General features: G+C 65.1%; 21 protein-coding genes. 8 read left to right on the plus strand and 13 right to left on the minus strand.

Annotated elements, in window-relative coordinates:
• Positions 1-38 precede the first annotated feature (38 nt).
• Complete coding sequence (locus ACWDTD_RS18505) at positions 39-641, minus strand: nucleotide-binding protein (protein ID WP_449748599.1); 603 nt, start codon at positions 639-641, stop codon at positions 39-41.
• 359 nt (positions 642-1,000) lie between these two features.
• On the opposite strand from ACWDTD_RS18505, the gene ACWDTD_RS18510 reads away from it, so the two are divergent.
• Positions 1,001-1,873, plus strand: a complete 873-nt coding sequence (locus ACWDTD_RS18510; RefSeq protein WP_449748600.1) for a hypothetical protein — start codon at positions 1,001-1,003, stop codon at positions 1,871-1,873.
• 444 nt (positions 1,874-2,317) lie between these two features.
• Here ACWDTD_RS18510 and ACWDTD_RS18515 read toward each other — a convergent pair whose 3' ends face one another.
• From ACWDTD_RS18515 to ACWDTD_RS18540, 6 genes are all read right to left on the minus strand, one after another.
• Positions 2,318-2,551: a hypothetical protein gene (locus ACWDTD_RS18515; RefSeq protein ID WP_449748601.1), complete on the minus strand. Its 234-nt coding sequence runs from the start codon at positions 2,549-2,551 to the stop codon at positions 2,318-2,320.
• Positions 2,552-3,698: 1,147 nt separating this feature from the next.
• On the minus strand, positions 3,699-3,857 hold the full coding sequence (locus ACWDTD_RS18520) for a hypothetical protein (RefSeq protein ID WP_449748602.1): 159 nt from the start codon (positions 3,855-3,857) through the stop codon (positions 3,699-3,701).
• A gap of 95 nt (positions 3,858-3,952) precedes the next feature.
• Positions 3,953-4,990, minus strand: coding sequence for a tocopherol cyclase family protein (locus ACWDTD_RS18525; protein WP_449748603.1), 1,038 nt, complete (start codon positions 4,988-4,990; stop codon positions 3,953-3,955).
• A gap of 154 nt (positions 4,991-5,144) precedes the next feature.
• Positions 5,145-5,528, minus strand: a complete 384-nt coding sequence (locus ACWDTD_RS18530) for a type II toxin-antitoxin system death-on-curing family toxin (protein WP_449748604.1) — start codon at positions 5,526-5,528, stop codon at positions 5,145-5,147.
• The gene (locus ACWDTD_RS18535; protein WP_449748605.1) at positions 5,525-5,722 is read right to left on the minus strand and encodes an antitoxin Phd; all 198 of its coding nucleotides are present in this window, start codon (positions 5,720-5,722) and stop codon (positions 5,525-5,527) included. The genes ACWDTD_RS18530 and ACWDTD_RS18535 overlap by 4 nt, the downstream gene beginning before the upstream one ends.
• Positions 5,723-5,803: 81 nt before the next feature.
• Positions 5,804-7,264, minus strand: a complete 1,461-nt coding sequence (locus tag ACWDTD_RS18540) for an MFS transporter (protein WP_449748606.1) — start codon at positions 7,262-7,264, stop codon at positions 5,804-5,806.
• Between the two features lie 204 nt (positions 7,265-7,468).
• Here ACWDTD_RS18540 and ACWDTD_RS18545 point away from each other — a divergent pair, with 204 nt between their 5' ends.
• Complete coding sequence (locus ACWDTD_RS18545; protein ID WP_449748607.1) at positions 7,469-8,383, plus strand: beta-propeller fold lactonase family protein; 915 nt, start codon at positions 7,469-7,471, stop codon at positions 8,381-8,383.
• A gap of 79 nt (positions 8,384-8,462) precedes the next feature.
• Here the strand turns inward: ACWDTD_RS18545 and ACWDTD_RS18550 are convergent, their stop codons facing one another.
• The 3 genes from ACWDTD_RS18550 to ACWDTD_RS18560 all read right to left on the minus strand — a co-directional run bounded on the left by ACWDTD_RS18550 (position 8,463) and on the right by ACWDTD_RS18560 (position 11,093).
• Entirely contained in the window at positions 8,463-8,828 is a 366-nt protein-coding gene (locus ACWDTD_RS18550; protein ID WP_449748608.1) for a DsrE family protein, read from the minus strand.
• A 161-nt stretch (positions 8,829-8,989) separates the two neighbouring features.
• Complete coding sequence (locus tag ACWDTD_RS18555) at positions 8,990-10,072, minus strand: alpha/beta fold hydrolase (protein ID WP_449748609.1); 1,083 nt, start codon at positions 10,070-10,072, stop codon at positions 8,990-8,992.
• 25 nt (positions 10,073-10,097) lie between these two features.
• Positions 10,098-11,093 carry an alpha/beta hydrolase gene (locus tag ACWDTD_RS18560; RefSeq protein WP_449748610.1) on the minus strand — a complete coding sequence of 332 codons (996 nt, stop codon included), beginning with the start codon at positions 11,091-11,093 and terminating at the stop codon, positions 10,098-10,100.
• Between the two features lie 77 nt (positions 11,094-11,170).
• Between ACWDTD_RS18560 and ACWDTD_RS18565 the strand changes: the two genes are divergently transcribed.
• The gene (locus tag ACWDTD_RS18565) at positions 11,171-11,512 is read left to right on the plus strand and encodes a DUF1801 domain-containing protein (protein WP_449748611.1); all 342 of its coding nucleotides are present in this window, start codon (positions 11,171-11,173) and stop codon (positions 11,510-11,512) included.
• A gap of 48 nt (positions 11,513-11,560) precedes the next feature.
• Here the strand turns inward: ACWDTD_RS18565 and ACWDTD_RS18570 are convergent, their stop codons facing one another.
• Complete coding sequence (locus tag ACWDTD_RS18570; RefSeq protein WP_449748612.1) at positions 11,561-12,403, minus strand: acyl-CoA thioesterase domain-containing protein; 843 nt, start codon at positions 12,401-12,403, stop codon at positions 11,561-11,563.
• Between the two features lie 33 nt (positions 12,404-12,436).
• Entirely contained in the window at positions 12,437-13,717 is a 1,281-nt protein-coding gene (locus ACWDTD_RS18575) for a cytochrome P450 (RefSeq protein WP_449748613.1), read from the minus strand.
• Between the two features lie 106 nt (positions 13,718-13,823).
• On the opposite strand from ACWDTD_RS18575, the gene ACWDTD_RS18580 reads away from it, so the two are divergent.
• Positions 13,824-14,495, plus strand: coding sequence for a response regulator transcription factor (locus ACWDTD_RS18580; RefSeq protein ID WP_449748664.1), 672 nt, complete (start codon positions 13,824-13,826; stop codon positions 14,493-14,495).
• On the opposite strand, the gene ACWDTD_RS18585 is transcribed toward ACWDTD_RS18580, so the two are convergent.
• A complete protein-coding gene (locus ACWDTD_RS18585) occupies positions 14,412-15,941 on the minus strand; it encodes an ATP-binding protein (protein ID WP_449748614.1) in 1,530 nt (509 codons plus the stop codon). The two genes, ACWDTD_RS18580 and ACWDTD_RS18585, sit on opposite strands and share 84 nt — an antisense overlap.
• Before the next feature lie 133 nt (positions 15,942-16,074).
• Here ACWDTD_RS18585 and ACWDTD_RS18590 point away from each other — a divergent pair, with 133 nt between their 5' ends.
• Genes ACWDTD_RS18590 through ACWDTD_RS18605 form a run of 4 tightly spaced genes read left to right on the plus strand, consistent with a single transcriptional unit; the run spans position 16,075 to position 20,486 of the window.
• On the plus strand, positions 16,075-17,739 hold the full coding sequence (locus ACWDTD_RS18590; RefSeq protein WP_449748615.1) for a thiamine pyrophosphate-binding protein: 1,665 nt from the start codon (positions 16,075-16,077) through the stop codon (positions 17,737-17,739).
• Positions 17,739-18,404 carry an SRPBCC family protein gene (locus ACWDTD_RS18595; RefSeq protein ID WP_449748616.1) on the plus strand — a complete coding sequence of 222 codons (666 nt, stop codon included), beginning with the start codon at positions 17,739-17,741 and terminating at the stop codon, positions 18,402-18,404. The genes ACWDTD_RS18590 and ACWDTD_RS18595 overlap by 1 nt, the downstream gene beginning before the upstream one ends.
• Complete coding sequence (locus ACWDTD_RS18600) at positions 18,401-19,432, plus strand: 3-oxoacyl-ACP synthase III family protein (RefSeq protein ID WP_449748617.1); 1,032 nt, start codon at positions 18,401-18,403, stop codon at positions 19,430-19,432. The genes ACWDTD_RS18595 and ACWDTD_RS18600 overlap by 4 nt, the downstream gene beginning before the upstream one ends.
• Positions 19,433-19,436: 4 nt before the next feature.
• Entirely contained in the window at positions 19,437-20,486 is a 1,050-nt protein-coding gene (locus ACWDTD_RS18605) for a pyridoxal phosphate-dependent aminotransferase (RefSeq protein WP_449748618.1), read from the plus strand.
• Position 20,487: the final 1 nt, after the last annotated feature.

Below are 20,487 nucleotides of genomic sequence, written 5' to 3' on the forward strand. Positions count from 1 at the left end.
CCTTCGAGAAAGGCAAACTCGTCGAACCCGACGCCACCTCAGGCACCCAGGAGGCCGCCTGAAAACCGCTCATCCACAGGTCTTGACAATATCTCTTGGGCTTCGGCATTCGCGCACAATAGGGCGAGTTCAAGTTCAAGAAGTCGAGTCTCGTCCGGATTTATGGCTGTCACCCCGCCGCCTTCTCGCGGGCCTTGTCGATCAACCTGGCCAGCGATCTGGAGAGCTGCAGCGTTCACCGCAGCACCGACATTCCCATCTGCGCGATCGGAGTAAGGGAGTCGCGTCAGTCCCAAGGTGTCGGTGGGCAGTTTTACGTCACCTGTAGCCAGGAGGTAGGTCCGGCTGCGACCGAGGACCCCAAGGAAGAGGCCAAACTCCAGGATGATGTTGTCCCGCACCGAGGCTGAGGTATTGTCTCTACTCGTCGTCACATCATCCGGAGACGCGACGAGAACCGCATAGTCCGAGCGTGCCGCGACCTCGAGTAGCGAGTCGAGCGCGTATCCGCCAGGTTCGAACACGCCCTGGTCCCACACCTCGACCTCGCACACCTTGCGGTCTTCCAACACTGCCTGCAGATTGTGTGCGACCACTCGCCCTTCGGCAGACGACCCGATGAATAGTCGTGGAAGAGTCACAAGTATTCAGTTTACCGATCTTGATGGCGGGGTCTCTCAAGCAGCCCTGCCGGGCACCAACCGGCATCGTCGGCGCTGGGGTGCGGTCAGTGGTGACGGATCTGGTGCCAATTCCATCATTGAGGTCAATGGTGGAGGCGTTTCCCGCGGTGACGATCCACCGAGGTTGGCGTAGTTCACACGAGCTCGCCCTCGTCGTAGCCGGACATATGTGCTCGGACATGTGCGATGTGCGTCGCTGTCGAGCCTTCTCGCGCAACTCATTTCTGGCGGAACGTCGATGACCATGTCAGTGGCATCGGGCAACATGTCGGCACGGCTACCACATAGTGGGGTGGCCCCGACAGATGGAGATGGCGATGTTCGAGTCAGTGGGGATCGAGCTTTACCCGATGCGATGGCAATGGCTAGCGGCCAAGCACGCGGTGCGCTCCCTGGTAGGAGCCGTATGGGTGTTCGTCGTCGGTACGGCCGCCACCGCATTGTGGTGCATTAGCCCCTACGCCTTACCGAAAGTCATTGCAGAGTGGGGCATTTGGCTTCCAATGGCCTTGGCGGGACTGCTGGTCCAGGTGTCGATGCTCGCCCTGCAAATCGCCTACTCAAGCATGATCGTCACCTGTGCCCCGGTGCGCGATGGCAATGGCAACCGGGTTGGATGGCGCAAGCAGCTCAGTTCGCTTGCCGCGACGAGAGACTTTCAGTTGACGGGCGTAGCGCTCGTTGGCCTGTGCTCGGGCGTATTCATTCTCAAGCATGCTCCGAACGTGGCGATCCTGACCGGCGCTGTCATCCCACTGATTGCTTCATTGGTTGCGTTGCGCGGGCTATTGGGCAGTCTCCAGGCGGCACAGCCGCACGTTAACCGACCTCCGCTGGCGGACCGTGCAGTCGGTGATAGGTACTTCGCGAACTCGCGCATCGTGAAAAAGTACGGGTCGTATTGGTACGACCCGGCACAGCTGCAGACTGTATCTGTCGCGCGAGCTTATGCATCGATGGCCTCGCAACAACGATCCAACATCTATACAGCCAACGCCATGGCACTGGCTACGATCCCTTTGCTCAGCGTGTTTCCGCCGTGCAACTCGGGAGTGTTCTTGATGATCCGCGTAGCCCTCGCGGCCAGCATGATGCTGGTCGCATCCGTGACTGCGGAGCGTGCCAAACGGCTCGGCGAACTGCGTGACCAGTACATCGATCGCATCGCTGATCTTGAGGAGCGTCCGTAAGTCAGAACAGATGAGCGAACGTCGCGGATTCTCGGTGCCTGGCAGATTGCTCACCCAGGCCTCTGACCACGCCATCAGCGCCGATCACTGACCCCGATCGCGGGTCTGCTGTCGTGTGGTCGCTCGCCCGCGAAATGAAGGCAGGAACATCTTCGTCACCGCACTACAGTCACATGCTTCTTGGCTTACGCCCAGCGGCTCGTCGCGATTCGATGTGCACCCAATCTATTGTCTGACTGCGCTGATCGGTAGTGGGTTGCCGTCGCCGTCGGTGCCGATAAGTGTGAGGGTTTTGGTGTTGCTGTCCCAGGAAGCTTGGACCGCGAAGCGGTCGTTGCCGTATTGCCATGCCAACTGTGTGGACTCGGTGATGGTGTCGTGGACGCCGGTGGCGACGCTAGGCTTTCTCGCGGTGATCTGGACGGTGCCGCCATCGTTCCACGTCTAGGTTCCGCTGGTGGGGACCCAACAGTTGTCGGTGGCGGTGTAGGTGCCGTCGGTGATGGTGATGTGGAAGGTTTGCGGGCCGGTGGGTTCACGCAGTACGGTCACGAGGAGCTGACGGATTCGCTCGTCCTCCCACTTGTAGCCGCGCTGGAAGTCGGGGAGCTGGATCTTTCCTGATTCCGCCCACTTCAAATAGTCTGTGAGCTCGTAGAGCGGGGTCTGAAATCCCATTAGGGAAACTCGCTTTCGTTGCAGCAAAGGTTAGTCGGCAGCGGTCTCACGACGCTGGCTCTTCCCTCAGTTTTCGGTAGATAGCTGGCACCAGTTCCGACGCCAACTTGTCTCTGATCACCGAGTTGTTCAGGATCTGTGCAGACAGATCTGAATGGGCATCCATCGCCTCGATCACAGCGCCATTGAACTCGATGTCGATGTCCGGGCTGGCTTCGAACTGCGCCTGTGAGTTGTTTCTGCAACATCTTCGGCGTCCGAGTCAGGGCACAGAAGTCCCAGCGCGAGGTGTTGTAAAACGGCAGCTTGAACTTGGATTTGAGGACGATGTCCGGATCGACCTTCGACTTCGTGAGCTTCTTGTGCTCGGCGAGCACCTCATCCTTTGTCGGCTCAAGAATGCAGTCCAGACGACCCAGAATTGCAACCGGAGAATGACGTCGCCGTACTCATTGGGCTGGAACGGCCCTCGTGGCTATTCGGCGATGTTCCGGATCAGGTCGCGCCATCGTCTCCCACGCTCGCTTTGTCCGTCCGTCCCATCAAACGTATCCATCGGGTGGCTGGCCCACGCGAGTTGGTACCAGACCGCGCCGACAGTTTCGTGCCCTCAGACGAGCATGCCCAAAGTCACTTCCTCGAATCCGCAACAGCGGCCGTAACGATGCGGACCGCCACGACGACTACTGTGATATAGATCACTGAAAGGTCCGTCATGTCAGCAACACGCATTTCGACGAAACGGATAGGTGCGGCAATCGCAGCACTCCTCGCGACCGGCCTGGTGTTGGCCGGTGCCGGCGATGCTCGCGCAGACACGAACAAGTGCGACGTCCGGTGGGATCCCCTCGGTGCGTCGGTGGCATGTCACGACACCGGCGCTCCCCAGAGCAGAGAGTATGTGTTGATCGTGGAGTGTTGGGGTCTCCACGGTGTTCCCAACAAATTCCCGCTCTATGAGTTCGGCCCCTACAGACAATCCAGTCGATGGTTTGTGCCCACCGGTCGAGCGTCGGGCAACTGTAGTTCGAGTTGGGGCGCGCCGTCGTTCAATGTCGGCGTCGTGACCGGAGCTCACGTGGAGATCTACCGCGCGTAATGATGACCTCGTCGATGCATCCAGAGGCAGCGGCCGCCGCCCTCGTTGTCAGCTGGCATCGAAGTTGATGCGAAGAAGATTCCCGCGGCCGGCCGGAGACTCGATCGCATCCTCGATGTCAACGGGGTCGACGTGGTGGATACCGACAAGGCGCAAGGCGACATTGCGCGTCAGGCATTCCGGGACTTCGGCAAGCGGATGGGCCATCCTGTCCGAGGTGCGCAACGACCAAGACACGTGACCTGGAAATCCCGCGGGCCACACTGCAAGTGCGGTGCAGCGGTGGTTGGATAACTCAGAGCTCAGGCGATCGGAGGTGCGTCGGTGTCGTCCGGATCGCCTCCACGGCGCAGTATTTCAGCCCGGGCACGATCGATGCCACCGTGCTCCAACGCTGCGAGAACCGACTCCCCGGCCCACACAATCTCGCCGCCGCGGCACCGAACTTCGACGGTCATGCGTGCCCCGAGATGTTCGATCGCGCCCGGGATGTTGCGTCGCTGGCTGGGAATCGGCACCGGCAGCACATGTGCATCGCCCAATCGGCCGGTGCCTTCGACTCGTACGCTGTAACGGCGTCCGGCGGACTGCAGCAACCATGATTCGTCGGTCACCCGTGCGCGAACGGGAGAGATCAGTGGGTCGCCGACCCGCACCAGACGTCCACCCGGCAGGCGCACCACGATGACGGTGACCTCGGTCTTGAGTGGTCCGGCACGGACGGTCCCGCCCGCGAAGGCCACACACGCATCCGGCTCGGCGAATCCCTGAGCCTGTCCCCACCACCAAGTCTCCGGGAATCCTTCACGACCCCAATTCTTTTCGGCGTACACCTGGGCGCCGTCGAGGTCCCATGTCGCGTCGCCGACGGTGGCGGTGCCGCTCGCTCGGCCACCGAGGAGCCACGGATGCCAGTACTGGTTGAGCGCCGGCACGGAGTGGAAAAGACCCGAGGCGCCGTGCGAATGTCGCGGCCACGGCACAGGATTGTCGACGCGGACGTCGAGTCGCGAATCCGCGCCAAGATCCATGTGGACCTCGCCCGTGTCGGCGCGAAAGGCCGGACTCGCGGTGACCTCGAGAACGCGGGGATTGTCCGACGCATTTGGATGCGCAGACGTCCGCAGCATTCGATTCGGATGGGAGGCCATACCCAGTGTGGCCCAACGCTCGCCGTCCGGAGCCGTGTTGACCCCGCACAATGCGATCAGCGTGCGTCCCTGGTCGGGTTGGGTGAACCGCCAGAAGTAGCCCTCCATGGCCACACCGTGCCCCGCAAGGAGATTGCCGAATGGACGGTCCGCGCCGCTGGAGCGATACCACGAGGTCAGACGAGACATGTTTCTCCCCCAGTCCCTGCAGCTGCGTGCCTGTCACGACGCTACCGCGAGCTGGTGTGATGCGGGTCGCTTTCGACTGGCGCCTACAGTCCGCCGGCCAGCGTTCACATCGGGACGCGCTCGCTCGCAGGTCGGTTCCCAGGGATAGACCGCGCTACGTCGTGTAGAGGCTGTGAAGGGTCCTGCCGATATCTCTCCAGTCGACCAGGTCGCCGGTGGCCACCGCGTTCATGAAGTCCTCGGCGCCATCGTTATCCAGCGCGACCTCGGGGTGAATGTCGTTGAGGCCCAGGAAGACGTAAGCGGATTGCCATGCGGTCCGCTTGTTCCCATCGACGAACGGGTGGTTCGCAGTGAGCGATTGCAGCAGCGCGGCGGCCTTGCCCCATTCGTCGGGGTAGGCGTCGAGACCGAACGCCGACGCCTTGGGTCGCGCCACCGCAGACTGAAGGAGCCCCTCGTCGCGGACGACAAGGGGCTCCTCGCATGCGATCGAACCAACAGTGACAACCGCGTCTCGATCGAGGTAGATCGTCACTTGAGTCTGCGGTTCAGTTCAGCCGACCACTCGGCCCCCTCCCGGGCAAGGTCCTCGACGCGCTGGCGGTAGTTGCTCGACCGATCAATCACCGCATTGTGGACAAATGCCTTCAGCGACGTGCCCTCTCGTTCGGCCGCCGCCTTCAGTTGGGCGTGTTCCGCATCGGTGAATTCGATGTTGAGTGACGGCATCGTTGAGTTCTTCCCTTCACGTCGCAACCATCGGCACCGGATTGGGTACCAATGTAGTACCTCGCGGTGGCCAAAGCGATGTCAGTGCGCTTCCTCGGTGCTGTGCGAGTTGGTGAGAGTGAGCGCACCGAAGACGGAGATCACGCCGACCACCACCGCGAGCACCGCGTAGGCGACGCTCTCGCCGTGGAAGAAGGTGTGCACCAGATCGCTGCCCCATGTCCCGGAAGGCAGGTGCGTGGCCACCAGCGCCGCGATCATGGTGCCGACCAGAGCAGTGCCGACACTGGTGCCCACTTCCTGTGCGGTGTCATTGAGTGCGGTGCCGATCGAGGTGCGGTTGGCCGGCATCGCGTCCACCAGTGCGACCGCACAGATCGTCATCACGGTCCGCAGACCGATCGTCAGCAACACCATGCAGACCGCGATGGCGAGGTACCCGTGGTTGACGCCCCAGGCGAGACCCACCAGAGATACGGTCAGCGCCAGAGCTCCTATCAGACAAGCGATCCGGTGACCGAAGCGCTTCACCATCCACTCGGTGAGCGGGGTGGCCACCAGCATCGTGACGATCATCGGAAGGTTGGCGAGGCCCGCCTTCATCGGGCTCCATCCCCAGGCGTACTGGAAGTGCAGGATCAGCCCGAACATCACCGAGGCCATCGCAACCGACGATCCCACCTGAGCGATCGCAGCACCGCGCACCGTTCCGAGCTTGAACATCGTCAGGTCGAGCATCGGTGCGGCGGTACGACGTTCACGCCAGACGAAGGCCACTGCGGCTGCGATGGATCCGATGATCGAGGCCACCGTCATCGCCGACAGCCAGCCATGATCGACTCCACTTGTCAGCGACCAGCACGCCAGACCGATGGCGGCAATACTCAGCAGCGCGCCGGGGATGTCGAGTCTGTCGTCGGTCAGTCCGTCGCGGGTGTCGGCGGCCACGCCGAAGCGAATTCCGATGGCGGCGATGAGCGCGATCGGCGCGTTCACCACGAGCAGCCATTCCCACCGCACGTGTGCCAGGGCGGTGCCGCCGAGAATGGGGCCGAGGATGAACCCGCTCATGCCGACGACGATCATCACGGTCATCGCACGCATGCGCAGGGTCTTGTCGTCGAAGAGCCGGAACACCAGTGAGTTGGTGATCGGGGCCATCATCGCCGCTGCGACCCCGAGCGCGGCGCGCAACGCGATGAGCTCGCCGGTGGTGGTCACCGCCAGCACCAGCAGACTCAGCGCGCCGAATGCGCCGAGGCCGATCATCAGCACACGGCGACGACCGAACCTGTCGGCCACCGACCCGGCGGTCAGCAGCAACCCGCCGAAGGTCAGCGAGTAGGCGCTGGTGATCCATTGCAGGGCGGTGGTGCTGCTGCCCAGGTCGCGGCCGATGGTCGGCAACGCGATCGAGAGCAGCGTGTTGTCGACCATCTCGACGAAGAAGGCCAGACACAGCGCGGCCAGCGGGATCGCCGCCGCGGCGAGGGACGTATAGGTGCGCGACGGTGTGCCGGTCGCGCTCACGGTGGTGGTCATCTGGGACCTCCTCACGGTCAGAGGGACGCTTGATGAACCTCACGGTAAGAAGGTCCGCTGTCGTGGACCTGTCACCGACTGGCGTCGTGCTGTCAGCGGCCCGCACCCGCTGTCGGAACAGGTAGCGCGCTACTCGTGACCGCAGGCCATGCCGTTGCGAACCTTGCTTCACAAGGATGCGCACGAGCTACGAGGACGAGAGCCATGCACACAGTCACCGCCACCATCCCCGTCGGCGAATATCCGGTGGACATCGCGCTGACCGCCGACGGCGCACACGCTTACGTCGCGGACAACGGCAAGACCAGCGCGGGAGGCGCGATCTCCGTGATCGACACCGCGACCGCCACGATGATCGGCGCCATCCCGATCGGCGCCTACCTGCAATGCGCGGAAATCGCCCCCAACGGGTCGGCCTACCTCGCGGTCAACGGCAACAACACCGTGCAGGTGATCGACACGGCGACCAACCTCGTCACGGGTCAGATCGGCTTCCCCAGCGCTCCGCAGCAGGTGATCGCCGATCCCGACGGCCTCTTCGCGTACGTCATCGTCGGACAGGACTCACTCACCGTGATCGACACGACGTCGAACACCGTCACCACCACCACGATCGGTGTCGGCCAGACGCCCCAGCGCGTCGCATTCACGCCCGACGGCTCGCGTGCCTATGTCACTAACATCAACAGCGGAACGGTGTCGGTGATCGACGCGGCCAACAACGTCGTGACGACGACGATCACGATCGGCACGACCCCCGACGGGGAGGGTCCGGCGGCGATCGCGACCGCCCCGGACGGCCTGACGGTCTACACGGTCACCGCGAAATACACCGGAGGCGCAGTCTTCGTGATCGACGCGGCCACCAACGCGGTCACCCAGACGATCCCAGTGGGCCGCTGGTCGGTCGACGCCGCAACCAATCCCGACGGCTCGCTGCTCTACGTGACGAACATGGGTGACGGCACCGTGTCGGTGATCGATACCTCGACGCTGGCCGTCATCGACACCGTCGCCGTGGGAAGCTGGCCGACCGGAATCGCGGTGAGTCAGACCGGGACCACCGTGTACGTCGCCAACGCCAACGACAACACCGTCTCGGTCATCACGGTGACATGATGACCGAGACGGATTCGATGCTCAGCGGCGTTCAGCAATACGGTGCCCGCGGCCATCGAAGCGCGCCGTTGTCCGCACTTCAATAGCTGAAAGCGGTTGCGCCGTCACCGATCCACTCCCACAGTTGCACGGTGCCACCCATCTCGGCCGCGGCGATGAACGTCGACGGATCGATGTGCTTGGAATTCACGCAGATCGGGCACACCAGGTAGCGACCGCCTGCCGTCTCGTAGCGTTCCATCAGGGATTGCAGCGACGGGCAGTCAACACAGGCGGTGGCCACCGCGACACCTTTCACCGCGAGGCGAACGGCCTCCTTCGTCAAGAACATTACTGTGGGACGGCCACTTTCGGCGGCACCGACGGCAACGAGGAACGCGACAGTCACCTTCTCCGCGTCTTCGAGGCCGGTGGTCAGACTGATGGCAGCCTTGTTGTCACTCACGTTTACTCCTTCGTGGGTCTGGAAGATTTCGACACCACGAACGCTACGATCCGAACCCGCGGCGGGAATCCGTGCCGGCCGCCACAATTGGTTCGACGTCGACGAGCGACGGTGGCGGCTACCACGTACTCCCGGACACCGTCGGCTGATCGACGCTGCGCTCAACCACTCATGAGACGGGCCACCGCCGCGGCCCGTGCCGACCGTCCGCTCAACCCGAGTTTCGCGTACACCCCACCGAGATGACGTTCGACCGTCCGCACCGACAGCGACAGTTCCTGCGCGATCCGCGCATTGTCGTAGCCGCGCCCGACGAGTTGCAGGACGTCGCGTTCGCGGGCGGTCAGACTGCGTAGCACTGACGGTGTGTCGGGCGTCGACACCGCGTCGCCCGAGATGAACGCCCCGATCTCCCTGACCACCTCGGGCCACACCGGCTCGTCGGCGAGCGTGATGTGGTTGTCGCTGTCCAGGGACATCAAGCGCGCGTGGGGAATTCCGGCGGCCAGCTGACGGCCTTCGGCGAATGGGTTGAAGCGGTCACCGCGGGCATGGATCACCAGGGTCGGTTGCCCGATGTCGGCGAGAAGGGACGTCACATCGGTCTGGGCGCGAGCCTCGCGCGACCGCGCGGCGTTGTCGGCAGAGGTGGCCCGTACCTGCAGATCGTCGAGCCACGACGCCTGCTGCTCGGATGCACCGGGAATCATCAGCTGGGTGAAGACACGACGGAACGTGCTGTCCGGACGAGCCCATCCCACCCTGATCAATCGCTGCAGCATGTCTTCGAGTTCCATCGCTTCGGCGTCACGGACGATGGCCGCATAGGCTCCGTACAGAATGAGCCGACTGACCCGTGTCGGCTGCTGCACGGCATACGCCACCGCGACCGGGCCACCCTGCGACATACCCACGATCGCGCAGCGGTCGAGACCGGCCGCGTCGATCACCGCGGACAGGTCCGCAACGCGTGCCTCGAGTCCGAAATCGTCGACGTCCCAGTCGGACATGCCGAAGCCGCGCTCGTCGTAGCGGATGACCGTGGCGATGCCTCCCAGGTCCTGGAGAAAGTGATGCCACACCGGACTCTGCCAATCGAACTCCAGATGGCTGAGCCAGCACGACGCGAGCAGCAATGGCGGACCGCTGCCATGAATCGCATAGGCAATCCGGGTGCCGTCAGCGCTGCGGCAGAACCGGGTATCGCGGCTGGGCTCCCGGCGCGGCAGAGCTGGTGGCGCCATGAATCCGAGAATACCGGTGACCCGGTTACCCCACGCGCAGCGTGGAGATCTGATTCGTGCGCAGGAGCATGTCGTAATAGCGCCCACCCGGGTAGTAGTCGGCAGACTTCTCACCGATCACCATGTCGCTCACCCAGTGCGGCGCCAACCTGCGGAGGATCTGCACGTTCTCCGGGCGTGGCACCCCGAACACCGAGGCGATGCCGATGGCGTCGGTGTCGCTGCCCTCGACGTCGATGTGCAGTCCGGTGGTCAGCTGCGCGCCGAGGAAGTGCTGGCGGGTGGTTTCCTGCAGCCACCGCACACCTTGGCCTCCGGCATTGGAGAGCGACGGCGGCGACGAGAGCACCCTGATCGGCAGTCCAGCCCGCCCGAGTTCAACGGCCGCGGTGTGAAAGTTGTTGCCGATGAAGGAATTCACCGGATCGAACAGCATCAGTCCGGTGAGTCGGCGGTAAGCCGCCGGGTGGTCGCGCCGCAGCTCGTTCGCTGCGGTCAGGACGAAATCTCCGCCGGCCGAATGCCCGGAGAACAGCATCTTCGCCGGCATCGTCACGCCGGTGACGTGCGCTCGGCGCTCGGCCCGATCCAGACTCTGCGCGAGCGCACCCTTCGGATCGGTGCTGTGCGCAAACACATCGGTCATCGTCGAAATGAACGGTGTGTTGTCGGCGAGATTGTTGGCCACCGAACAACCGGCCGTACTGAACGAGTCGAGTGTCGGCACCACCACCAGCAGGCCCTGGTCGGCATAGGCCTTGGCCATGCCGGCGAGATTGGCGCCCGAACGCAAGAACCCGTGCTGAAGCCACACCAGGCCGACGGCCTCATGCGAGGGAAAATACCAACGCGCGGAGACGTCGACGCGCTGCTGAAGACAGGTGAGGGAGATGTGATCGTCGGCCGTGACGATCGACGGGGCGGTCGCCGGAGCGGCGTGCGCCGAAGCAGCGGTCGGCGCGAGCATCGCGGCGGCCACGATGGCCGCGGTGGCGAGAATCCGCCTGATCAGTGAGTGCATGGACCTTCTCCATCGCCAGTTCTCCGGTCACGCCGGAACGCGCGTTGTGCCGCGTCTAGACAACATAGTCTGGTGCCATGAGCAGCGACTGGCGCGCGACACGCGCCGACGAGGTACGGGCACTGATCATGGCGGCCGAACCGGACATCACCGAAGAGGTCAAATGGCGCAAACCGTCCAATCCGGATGGGGTGCCGACGTTCTCGCTCGACGGCCTGGTCTGCACCTTGGAGACCTACAAGGACAAGATCAAACTCACCTTCGCGCAGGGTGCGGCGCTGCCCGATCCGGGCAAAGTCTTCAACGCCAGCCTCACCGCCGGAACGCGCCGCGCCGTCGACCTCAAAGAAGGAGACACCCTCGACGCGGACGCCTTCGGTGACCTGATACGTGCCGCCGTCGCCTACAACCGTGCGTGACGAGTCTCCCAAATCCTCCAGAAGCACCCAATTCCATCGGCGACGCGGTCACGGTACCCGGAATCGCCGCGCGTCGGGCCCCTCGCTCCACCCGTGCTCGTCGGCCAGTCCGGCGATGTCGAGCTGGCGCCTGGTGTTCGACAGGGCGGTCACCGTCGCGATGCCGAACGCGCCGTCGCGGTCGAAGAGGTACGCACTGCCCACCGCAACGCCGGCACCCACCAGCTGGTCGATCGCCAGCAGACCGAAATCGGGGGTCCGCGGCATTCGCGAAAGCGCAACGGTGAGATCGGAATTGATGAATCCGACGCCGTCGGTTCCCCAGTTGCACACGAGACTGGTGTTCTCCGCGACCATCGCCGCGCGCACGAATCCCGACGACTCCTCGCCCTCGACCAGCGGCGCCTGATCCTGCCACACGCTCTTGCGTCGTGCGTTCTGATTGGAGAGGTAGTCGGTGGTCCAGTCGTGATCGCCACTGCGGAACAGCGGAATGTTGCCGCCCGCCACCGCGGTACGGTCCGGAGCGGTCAGCAAGGCGTCCACCGGCGCATGCCACGTCTCGCCGCGCGGATCGTCGGCCTCCACCGCTATCACAGCCGCCGCCCGAGCACGCGGTTTTCCCTCCTGGACGATGGTCGCGTCCACCACGACGATCCGCGAGCCCTGGCGCATCACTTCGGTGTCGACGGTGCAGGGCTGGCGCAGCACCGGGCTGAACATGTCGACGGTGAGCCGGATCGGCTGGAATCCCTCGGGGATGTAGCGCTCGAGCGCCCGGGCGAACGCCCCGCACACGACCGGCCCGCCCAGTTGTTTCGGCGACCACGGACTACCCGCGTAGTTGGTCGGCGTCAGTGTCTCCCCGTCGGCGGTGAAATAGAACGGCATCTTCTGTATTTACCATCCCCATCTACCGTCGTGTCACGGCCCACGCACCTCCGCGGTGAAGCCGAGGTTCGTCGTCAGCGCGGTGTCGGTGTGCTCATAGTCCGCCGACGGTACCGACCAGTCGAGGTGCCGCAGCATGTGATGGAGCACGGTGGCCGCCTCCATGAAGGAGAAGTGCATGCCGATGCACTGATGCGCCCCGCCCCCGAATGGCATCCACGCCATACGGTGGCGTCGCTTCTCCTCATCCGCGGAAAACCTTTCGGGCACAAACGACTCGGGTTCGGCCCAGACATCGTCGAGGCGGTGGTTGCTGCCGGTCACGACGATCACGAAGGTGCCCGCCGGAATGTGGTACCCACCCAACGACGTGTCCTTGATCGCGGCACGTGGGATCACCGGTACGGGCGGACGCAGCCGCAACGACTCCTTGAACACCCATTGCATCGCATCTGAGTCCCGCAACTGCGCGAGAGACGGTGCGCGTCCGGCGGATTCGGCCTCAGCACGCAGCCGATCGCGCCAGAGCGGGTTGCGTCCGAGCCGGTAGGCCATCGATGTCATGGCGATCGTGGCGGTGTCATGCGCGGCGAACAGCATGAACCGCATGTGGTCGACGACGCGTTCGTCGGATAGCTGCTCGCCGTCGGCATCACGGGCCTCACAAAGCGCGGACATGAGGTCGGATCCGGGATTGCGGCGACGCTGCGGCAATAGCTCACCGAAGAAGTCGTCGACCACCCGGCGGGCCCGGTGTCCGCGGTGCCACCTGCTTCCCGGTATCGGCATCCGCACCAACGCACCACCGGCCTCGATGAGTTCGACGAATGCCTTGTTGATCCGGTTGGCGTCGGCGCGGGAAAGGTTCTCACCGGCGAACACATCGAGCGCGATGTCCAGTGCCAGCGCCTTGAGCTCGGCGCGCATGTCCACCGAGCCCCGCGGAAACCGTTCCATCGCCGCCTCGGCGAGCCCATGTATTCGACACTGATAGTCGTCGAGCCGATCGGAGGTGAAAGCCTGCTGCATGATCCGGCGATGCCGCCGGTGCTCGTCGTTGTCCATCAGCAAGATGCCGCGCTCGAACAGGCTGCCGAGAGCGAACCCGTAGACGGGTTCGTTCGCGAAGGCGCGGTCGGCGTCGCGCACCAGTTCGGATGCCAGTTCGGGCCCCTGCGCCACGACGATGTCTCGCCCCATGACCCTCAGTACCGAGAGATCACCGTACCGTTGCCGCAGTTCAAGGGCGAATCCGGCCGGATCCGACCGCACCCGCATCGCCGCCCGGATCGGCAGGATCGCGGGGCCCCTCACCGCGCGTAGGGTTGAGACAGGGTCGGGGTCGGAGAGAATTCGGTGACGCATAATGCCCTTTCTGCCCTTCTCTGGGCGCAATGCGGCGAGCGCAGAGGAGATCGGTGTGCGGGTGCTGGTGGTCGACGACGACGTGCATGTCGCCGAGACGGTGCGGCGGGTCCTGGCCAGCGAGGGATGGAATGTGGCCGTCTCGTCCGACGGCGTCGACGGATTGCGACGCGCCCGCGACGAACACTTCGATGCGATCGTCCTCGACATCGTGCTGCCGGGCCTCAACGGCTACGAGGTACTGCGTGAGCTGCGGAAGAGTTCGGTGTGGGTTCCGGTGGTGATGCTCTCGGCCAAGGACGGCGAATACGATCAGGCCGAGGCGCTCGACTACGGTGCCGACGACTACCTCCTCAAACCGTTCTCGGTGGTGGTGCTCAAGGCACATCTGCGCGCCGTGGTGCGCCGCGGAGTGCGTGAGCGCCCCGCGGTCCTGGAGGCCGGCGGCCTATCGGTCGATCCCGCGCAACGAAGCGTCGCGCGTGACGGGGAAACCATCGAGTTGACCCCGCGGGAGTTCTCCGTACTCGAGTACCTGATCCGGAACAAGGGCACAGTGGTGTCCAAAACCTCTATCCTCCAATCCATCTGGGATGAGAACTACGACGGCGACAACAACATCGTCGAGGTCTACATCCGTTATCTACGGCGCCGGATCGACGAGCCGTTCGGTGTGTCGTCGATCGAGACCATCCGCGGCGCCGGGTACCGACTCCGCGAGATCTGATGACGCCGAACGACTTTCACGTTCCACCGATGCCGCCTTGCGCCGCTGCGACCCGATATCGCTGATCGGCAGTCGCAGCTCGATGCAGGCACCTTTGTTGTCACCGTCCACGATGCGCACCTGTCCCCCATGCGCATTGACGATCTCGCGGACGATCGCGAGCCCCAGTCCGCTTCCGGTCACGTCGCGGCGGTCGGCGTCGAGGCGAGCGAACCTTTCGAAGACACGGTCTCGCTGTGGCCGCGGTATACCCGGGCCGTCGTCGCTCACCGTCACCACGGCCTCACTGCCCACCACCCGCAGGTGCAGCCAGATGGCCGTGCGCGCATAACGCACCGCATTGTCGGTGAGGTTGCGCAGTGCACGAGCCAGCATCTCGCGATCCCCGGACACACGAGCCGCCTCGATGTGCGAGTGGACGGCGAGCAGCACTCGTGGGCGCAGTCGCGCAACCTCGGCACCCACGATGTCGTCGAGGTCGACCGCAGTCGACGCGATCGGCAGGCCCCGTTCGTCCGCGCGGGCCAGCAGCAGCAGGTCGTCGACGATCCGTTGCATCCTGCGGGCCTCCGGGAGCAGGACATTACGGACGGTCGTCACATCGAGGGCGGCGCCGGTGTCGTCGGCGAGGTCGAGAAGCCCGACGACGGTGGTCAGCGGACTGCGCAGTTCGTGCGAAGCGTCCCCGACAAACCGCTGCTGCGCCTGATGACTCGCATCGAGTCGCTGCAGCATCCCATTCATCGTGGTCGCCAGGGTGCGGATCTCGTCTTTCGCACGGGGCACCGGTACCCGCTGTTCGAGTTGGCTCGCGGTGATCTCGTTGACGCGCCGCGATATCCGCGACACCGACCGTAGCGACCGGCCGACAAGCAGATACACCGCGGCGGCGCCGAGCGCGACGATCACCGGCAATTCGACCGCCATCAGTGTCGCTGCGGTCCACTCACTGTCGCGGATACCCGAGGCGAGATCGAGTGCGACCACCTCGTAGTACTGCCCCTGATACTCGGCGCCGACGACGGTGGCACAGTACACCCCGCTGTATCCGGGAATCCGCACGTCGTCGGCGTAGTACGGGTGGGCGACGTCGGCACCGGCGTGTGCCCCGTTCACATGGATGTGCTTGCCCGGTGCACCCGGAGACGCGGTCAGTACCACCCCGTCGGCGTTGCTCACCTGCACCATGTCGACGCCCGCGCCCGGCGCCAGATCGTCGGGGTCCACCGCCGCCGCTCCTCCGCGCTGCACCGCGGTCGCGATCTGATACGCCTGACGTCCGGTGGCGCGGTACATCGACTCGGTGTTCGCCCGATGCAGCAGCACGAGCATGAGCACGCCGCCGAGGACGAGCGCCACCGTCACCGTGATGGCCGCGATCAGTGTCGACTGTGTTCGCACACCCCATCGAGGGGTCCGCTCGCACGCATCGAGAGATTCGCTCACAGTCAGTTCCGTTCCACACCTCGATGGCCGACCGGCCGAGGCGCTTGTGTGCCCGAGTGTATGCGCGTGCCGCGAGATGCAACCAGGACGGCATTTCAGCGATCCTTCAGGTTGCCGCGGGCACGGTGGCAGAGTGACAGTCCACCGCACAGTTGCCTACCGCGTACTCGAACAGGCACGCCGGCACGGCGTCGCAACGGCATTCGGTGTCCACGGAGCAAACATCGAGGACGTGTACGCCGCCGCGCCGGAGGCACAGCTGCCCGTGGTGGTGGCCAAACACGAGTTCGCCGCCGGTGCCATGGCGGACGCGACGGCCCGCCTCGGGGGGCAGACCGGGATGGTGGTCACCACGTCGGGGGGCGGAGCAATGAATGTGGTTGCTGCGCTGGCTGAATCGTTCGACAGCCGGGTACCCGTGCTGGCCGTGATCGGAGCACCCCCCACCACACTGACCGGCCGCGGGGCATTCCAGGACATGCTCGCGCCTCCCGACACCATCGATCTTCTCGGCGTGTTGCGCGGCGTCACGGGCCACTGCGCCCTGGTCGATTCGGCCACCGACCTCGATGCGGCCCTGACCAGCGCTTTCGACTGCCTCGACGACGACCGTCCCGCAGCACTGGTGATTCCCAAGGACATCCAGTCCGCCCCCGCCGGTGATTGTGACATCGGTTTGCGCACAACACCTCCCGGGTTGGATGTGGCGGCCATGTCGGCGATCGATGCACTCGCGAAGCGGCTCGCGGACGCGGTGCGACACGGCGATCGCGTGTGTATGTGGTTGGGCGAGGAGGTATCCCGGACACGGATCGGCCCGGCGCTGGCCGACCTCGCGAGTCGTCTGGACGCCACCGTGGTGGCCGCACCCGGCGGTGCCGACGCCACCGACAGCCTGCATCGTCACGCCGGTGTCACCGGGGTGATGGGACACCCTTCCGCGCAGCGCGCAATCGCCGAGTCGGCGGTCTGTTTGGTGATCGGGTGCCGCATGACGCTCACCGATCGGGCCGGTGTCGACGACGCGCTCGACGACGTCGACGTCCACCACATCGGGCGCTTCCCGCCGCGCCGGAAGACCCCGACCATCCCGGTGCGCTCGGTGGCCGCAGCAGTGCACCGGCTCGACGATGCGCTTTCTGCGCTGGGACTTCAGATCACCCGACCGGCGATTGCGGTGCGACGCGACACCCTGCGCACGCCCGCGGTACCGGGGAACCCATATCCGTCGCTTGCCGACATCATGGCCGCGATCGGGGGTGCCCTTCCCACCGGGACCCGGGTTTTCGCCGACGCCGGCAACGTCGGCGCTGCGGCGGTTCACCACCTGACACCCTTCGTCGGCGGCCGCTTCGGTGTCGCGCTGGGCATGGGCGGCATGGGATATGCCATCGCAGCCGCGATCGGCACCGCATTGGCCGACACCTCGAACCGCAGTGTGGTCATCGCCGGCGACGGCGCATTCTTCATGCACGGCATGGAATTTCACACCGCCATAGAACATTCCGCTCCGGTGACCATGATCGTCCTGAACAACGACGCGCACGGCATGTGCGTCACCCGCGAGAACATCTACTTCCCGGACACAGCCAACGTCAACCGGTTTCAGCACACCGATATCGCCGCCGGCATGGCGTCGATGTTCACCGGCCTCGACGTGCGCCACCCGAGCAACGCGGACGAACTCGGCGCCGACTGCGCCGAACTGTTCACCGCAACCGGTCCCAACTGCCTCGTCGTCGAATGCCACAGCGACGAGGTACCCCCGTTCCTGCCATTCCTCCCGAAAGGATCATGATGACCATTCATCCATCGCCGCTCGCCGATATCGGCGAGCAGGCCGCCGGCATCGACGGCCTCATGCGGATCGAGACCCATCCACGCTCGGTGGCCACCCCGGTCATCGTCGACATGCTCAGATCGGTGTACCCGCACGACCGGATCTACGGCGACTTCTGCCCCGTCCAGGGATACGTCGATGCACCGCCGGCCGAACTCTTCGAGTGGTTGTCCGACACGCGCTCCCTCGAGGAGTGGACGTACAGTCTGCGGGGCTTCGCCGAAACCGAGGAACCGGGACTGTGGGTGGCCAAGGACATGCTCGGTGACGACACCGACATCTACACGCGCACCATCGCCCATCCCGAGTCGATGACCGTGGACTATCACTGCGCCTGGGATCAGGGCGCGCACCTCTGGATGATCTATCTCATGCGGGTGGTGGACGCACAGATCGTCCTCGACAAACCCGGATCGGTTGTCCTGTGGACCAATTGCCGCCATCCGTTCTATGACCGCAATCCCTATCCGGAGACCGCGCCCGCCGGACGCCCGGTGTGGGTCGGGGACTTCTGGGACATGTTCTCCGCCGGACACCAACTCGAACTGAACAATCTCACCGCAATCGCCGAGTTCCGCCACGCACACGGACTCCCCCTGACCCCCGATTGGATGAAGCGATGACCACACCGACGCACACCACCACGGTGCTCCGCGACCTCGCGACCTATCTTCCCGAAAACCGCGTACCAGCAGACTATTTCGCGCAGTTCGCCGAGGGCGACGACTTGTCCGGGCACCAGATGTTCTCCGCGCCCCGGTTCCGCCACCACGCCGCCGACGGCGAATCGTCGGCAGACATGATGCTCTGCGCCACGCGCACCCTGGTGGAGCGGCACGGTCCCGACTACCTCGACGACGTGTCGGTGGTCCTCACCCACAGCCAGCTCCCCGAAGTGCCGGTGCGCGGCTGCGGTGGTGAGGTGGCCCACCGGCTCGGACTGCGGCCACGGACCGTGCTCGACGTGCACAACGGCGGGTGCGCCGCATTCATGCACATGATCGATCTCGCCGGATCGCTCCTGCGCGCCGACGGCGGCGGGACGGCCCTGTTGGCACTCGCGCAGAACAGTGCCGCGCAGATCTTCACGCAGCCTCAGGTGCGCGGCAAAGCGCAGGCCGGGATACCCGGAGACGGTGCTGCGGCGGCGGTGGTGTCGCTCGACGGCGCCGGTTCGCCGGTGCTCGGCCTGGCCTCCCACTCCTACGGTGAGTACGCCGCAGACATGACCTCGGTGTCGTACCCGTCGCGCAAGTACTGGGAGGCGGGCCCCGGTGAGATCCACATCGGCTTCACCGAGGCCAAGATCACCAAGGTCCTCGCCCGCGGTAACAGGATGGTGCCGGAGGTCGCGATGGAGGTGGCCGACGCGATCGGTGTTCCGACACCGGAATTGGACTGGTTCATCACCAATCAGCCCAACCGGATCTTTCTGCGCAACTGGCGAGATGCGCTGGAGTTGCCCCGCGAGCGGCACCCCGACACCTTCGACGAGTGCGGAAACCTGTTCGGGGTGGGCATCCCGGTCACCCTGGATGCGGCGATCACCGACGGGAGGATCGCACCCGACGACGTGGTGATGATGTCGGCGTTCGCGCACGCTGGCGACTTCGCCGCCGCTGCCGCCATCCGGTGGGGCGGGCGGCGATAACGTCATGACCCCCCTCCTGCACGCGGTGGACCGCGCCGCCGGTCCGGGCCGGGTGATTCTCGACCTCAACGAGTCGGCGTACGGTCCGCTGCCCGAGGTGGCGGCAGCGCTGAGCAGGGCAGTCGAAGAGGCGAACCGATATCCGGAGTTCCTCCCCGACACGACGCGGCGCACGATCGCCGCCCACATGGGTGTCGAGGAGGCACGGGTGACGGTCGGCGCCGGCGGGACCGGTGTGATCGCGGCCGCGCTGCAGATGAGTCTGCGGGACAGGCCATCGGGCGCCACCGAATCGCCCGAATTCGTCACGCCGACACCAACGTTCGGCGGGTACCCGCTCATCGCCCGCATGCTCGGCCTGCAGATGACTGGTGTACCGCTCGACGTGCTCGGACGCCCCGACCTCGACGCGGTGGCCGCTGCGGTCGGACCCCGCACCGTTGCGGTGGCGATCTGCTCACCGCACAACCCGACCGGCGCCGTCGTCGACTCGGGGGCACTGGCCGGTGTCCTCGGGACGCTGCCCCACCGAGTGACGGTGATCGTCGATCAGGCCTACATCGAGTTCGCCTCCACGGCACCCGATCTCGAGCATCTGCTCGCCGCTCACCCACGAGTCGTCGTGGTGCGCACCTTCAGCAAGGCGTACGGACTGGCCGGGCTGCGCGTCGGCTACGGGATCGGTTCGCCCGAGACGATCACCGCGCTGCGCCAGTTCGAGATGCCCTTCGGTGTGGCGACACCGGCCGCCGCGGCGGTACCGGTATCGCTCGCGCAGCAATCGTCACTGGCTGCGCGGATCGCGCGAATGCGTGCGGAGCGAACCGAACTCGAACATCGCCTGCGCGCGGTGGGCGCTCGTCCGCTCGCGAGCGAGGCCAACTTCCTGTTCGTCCCGGGTGCCGCCGGAATCGCCCTCGGCGAGGTCTTGACGGCGTGCGGGGTGGCCGTCAAACAGTACCGGCCCTACGGTGTGCGGATCACGGTGGGCGACGTCACCGACACCGATGCACTGCTCCGGGCACTGCATACGGTGGCGGCGACTGCCTCGTGAG

This window comes from Gordonia sp. NPDC003425 (genome assembly GCF_053588635.1).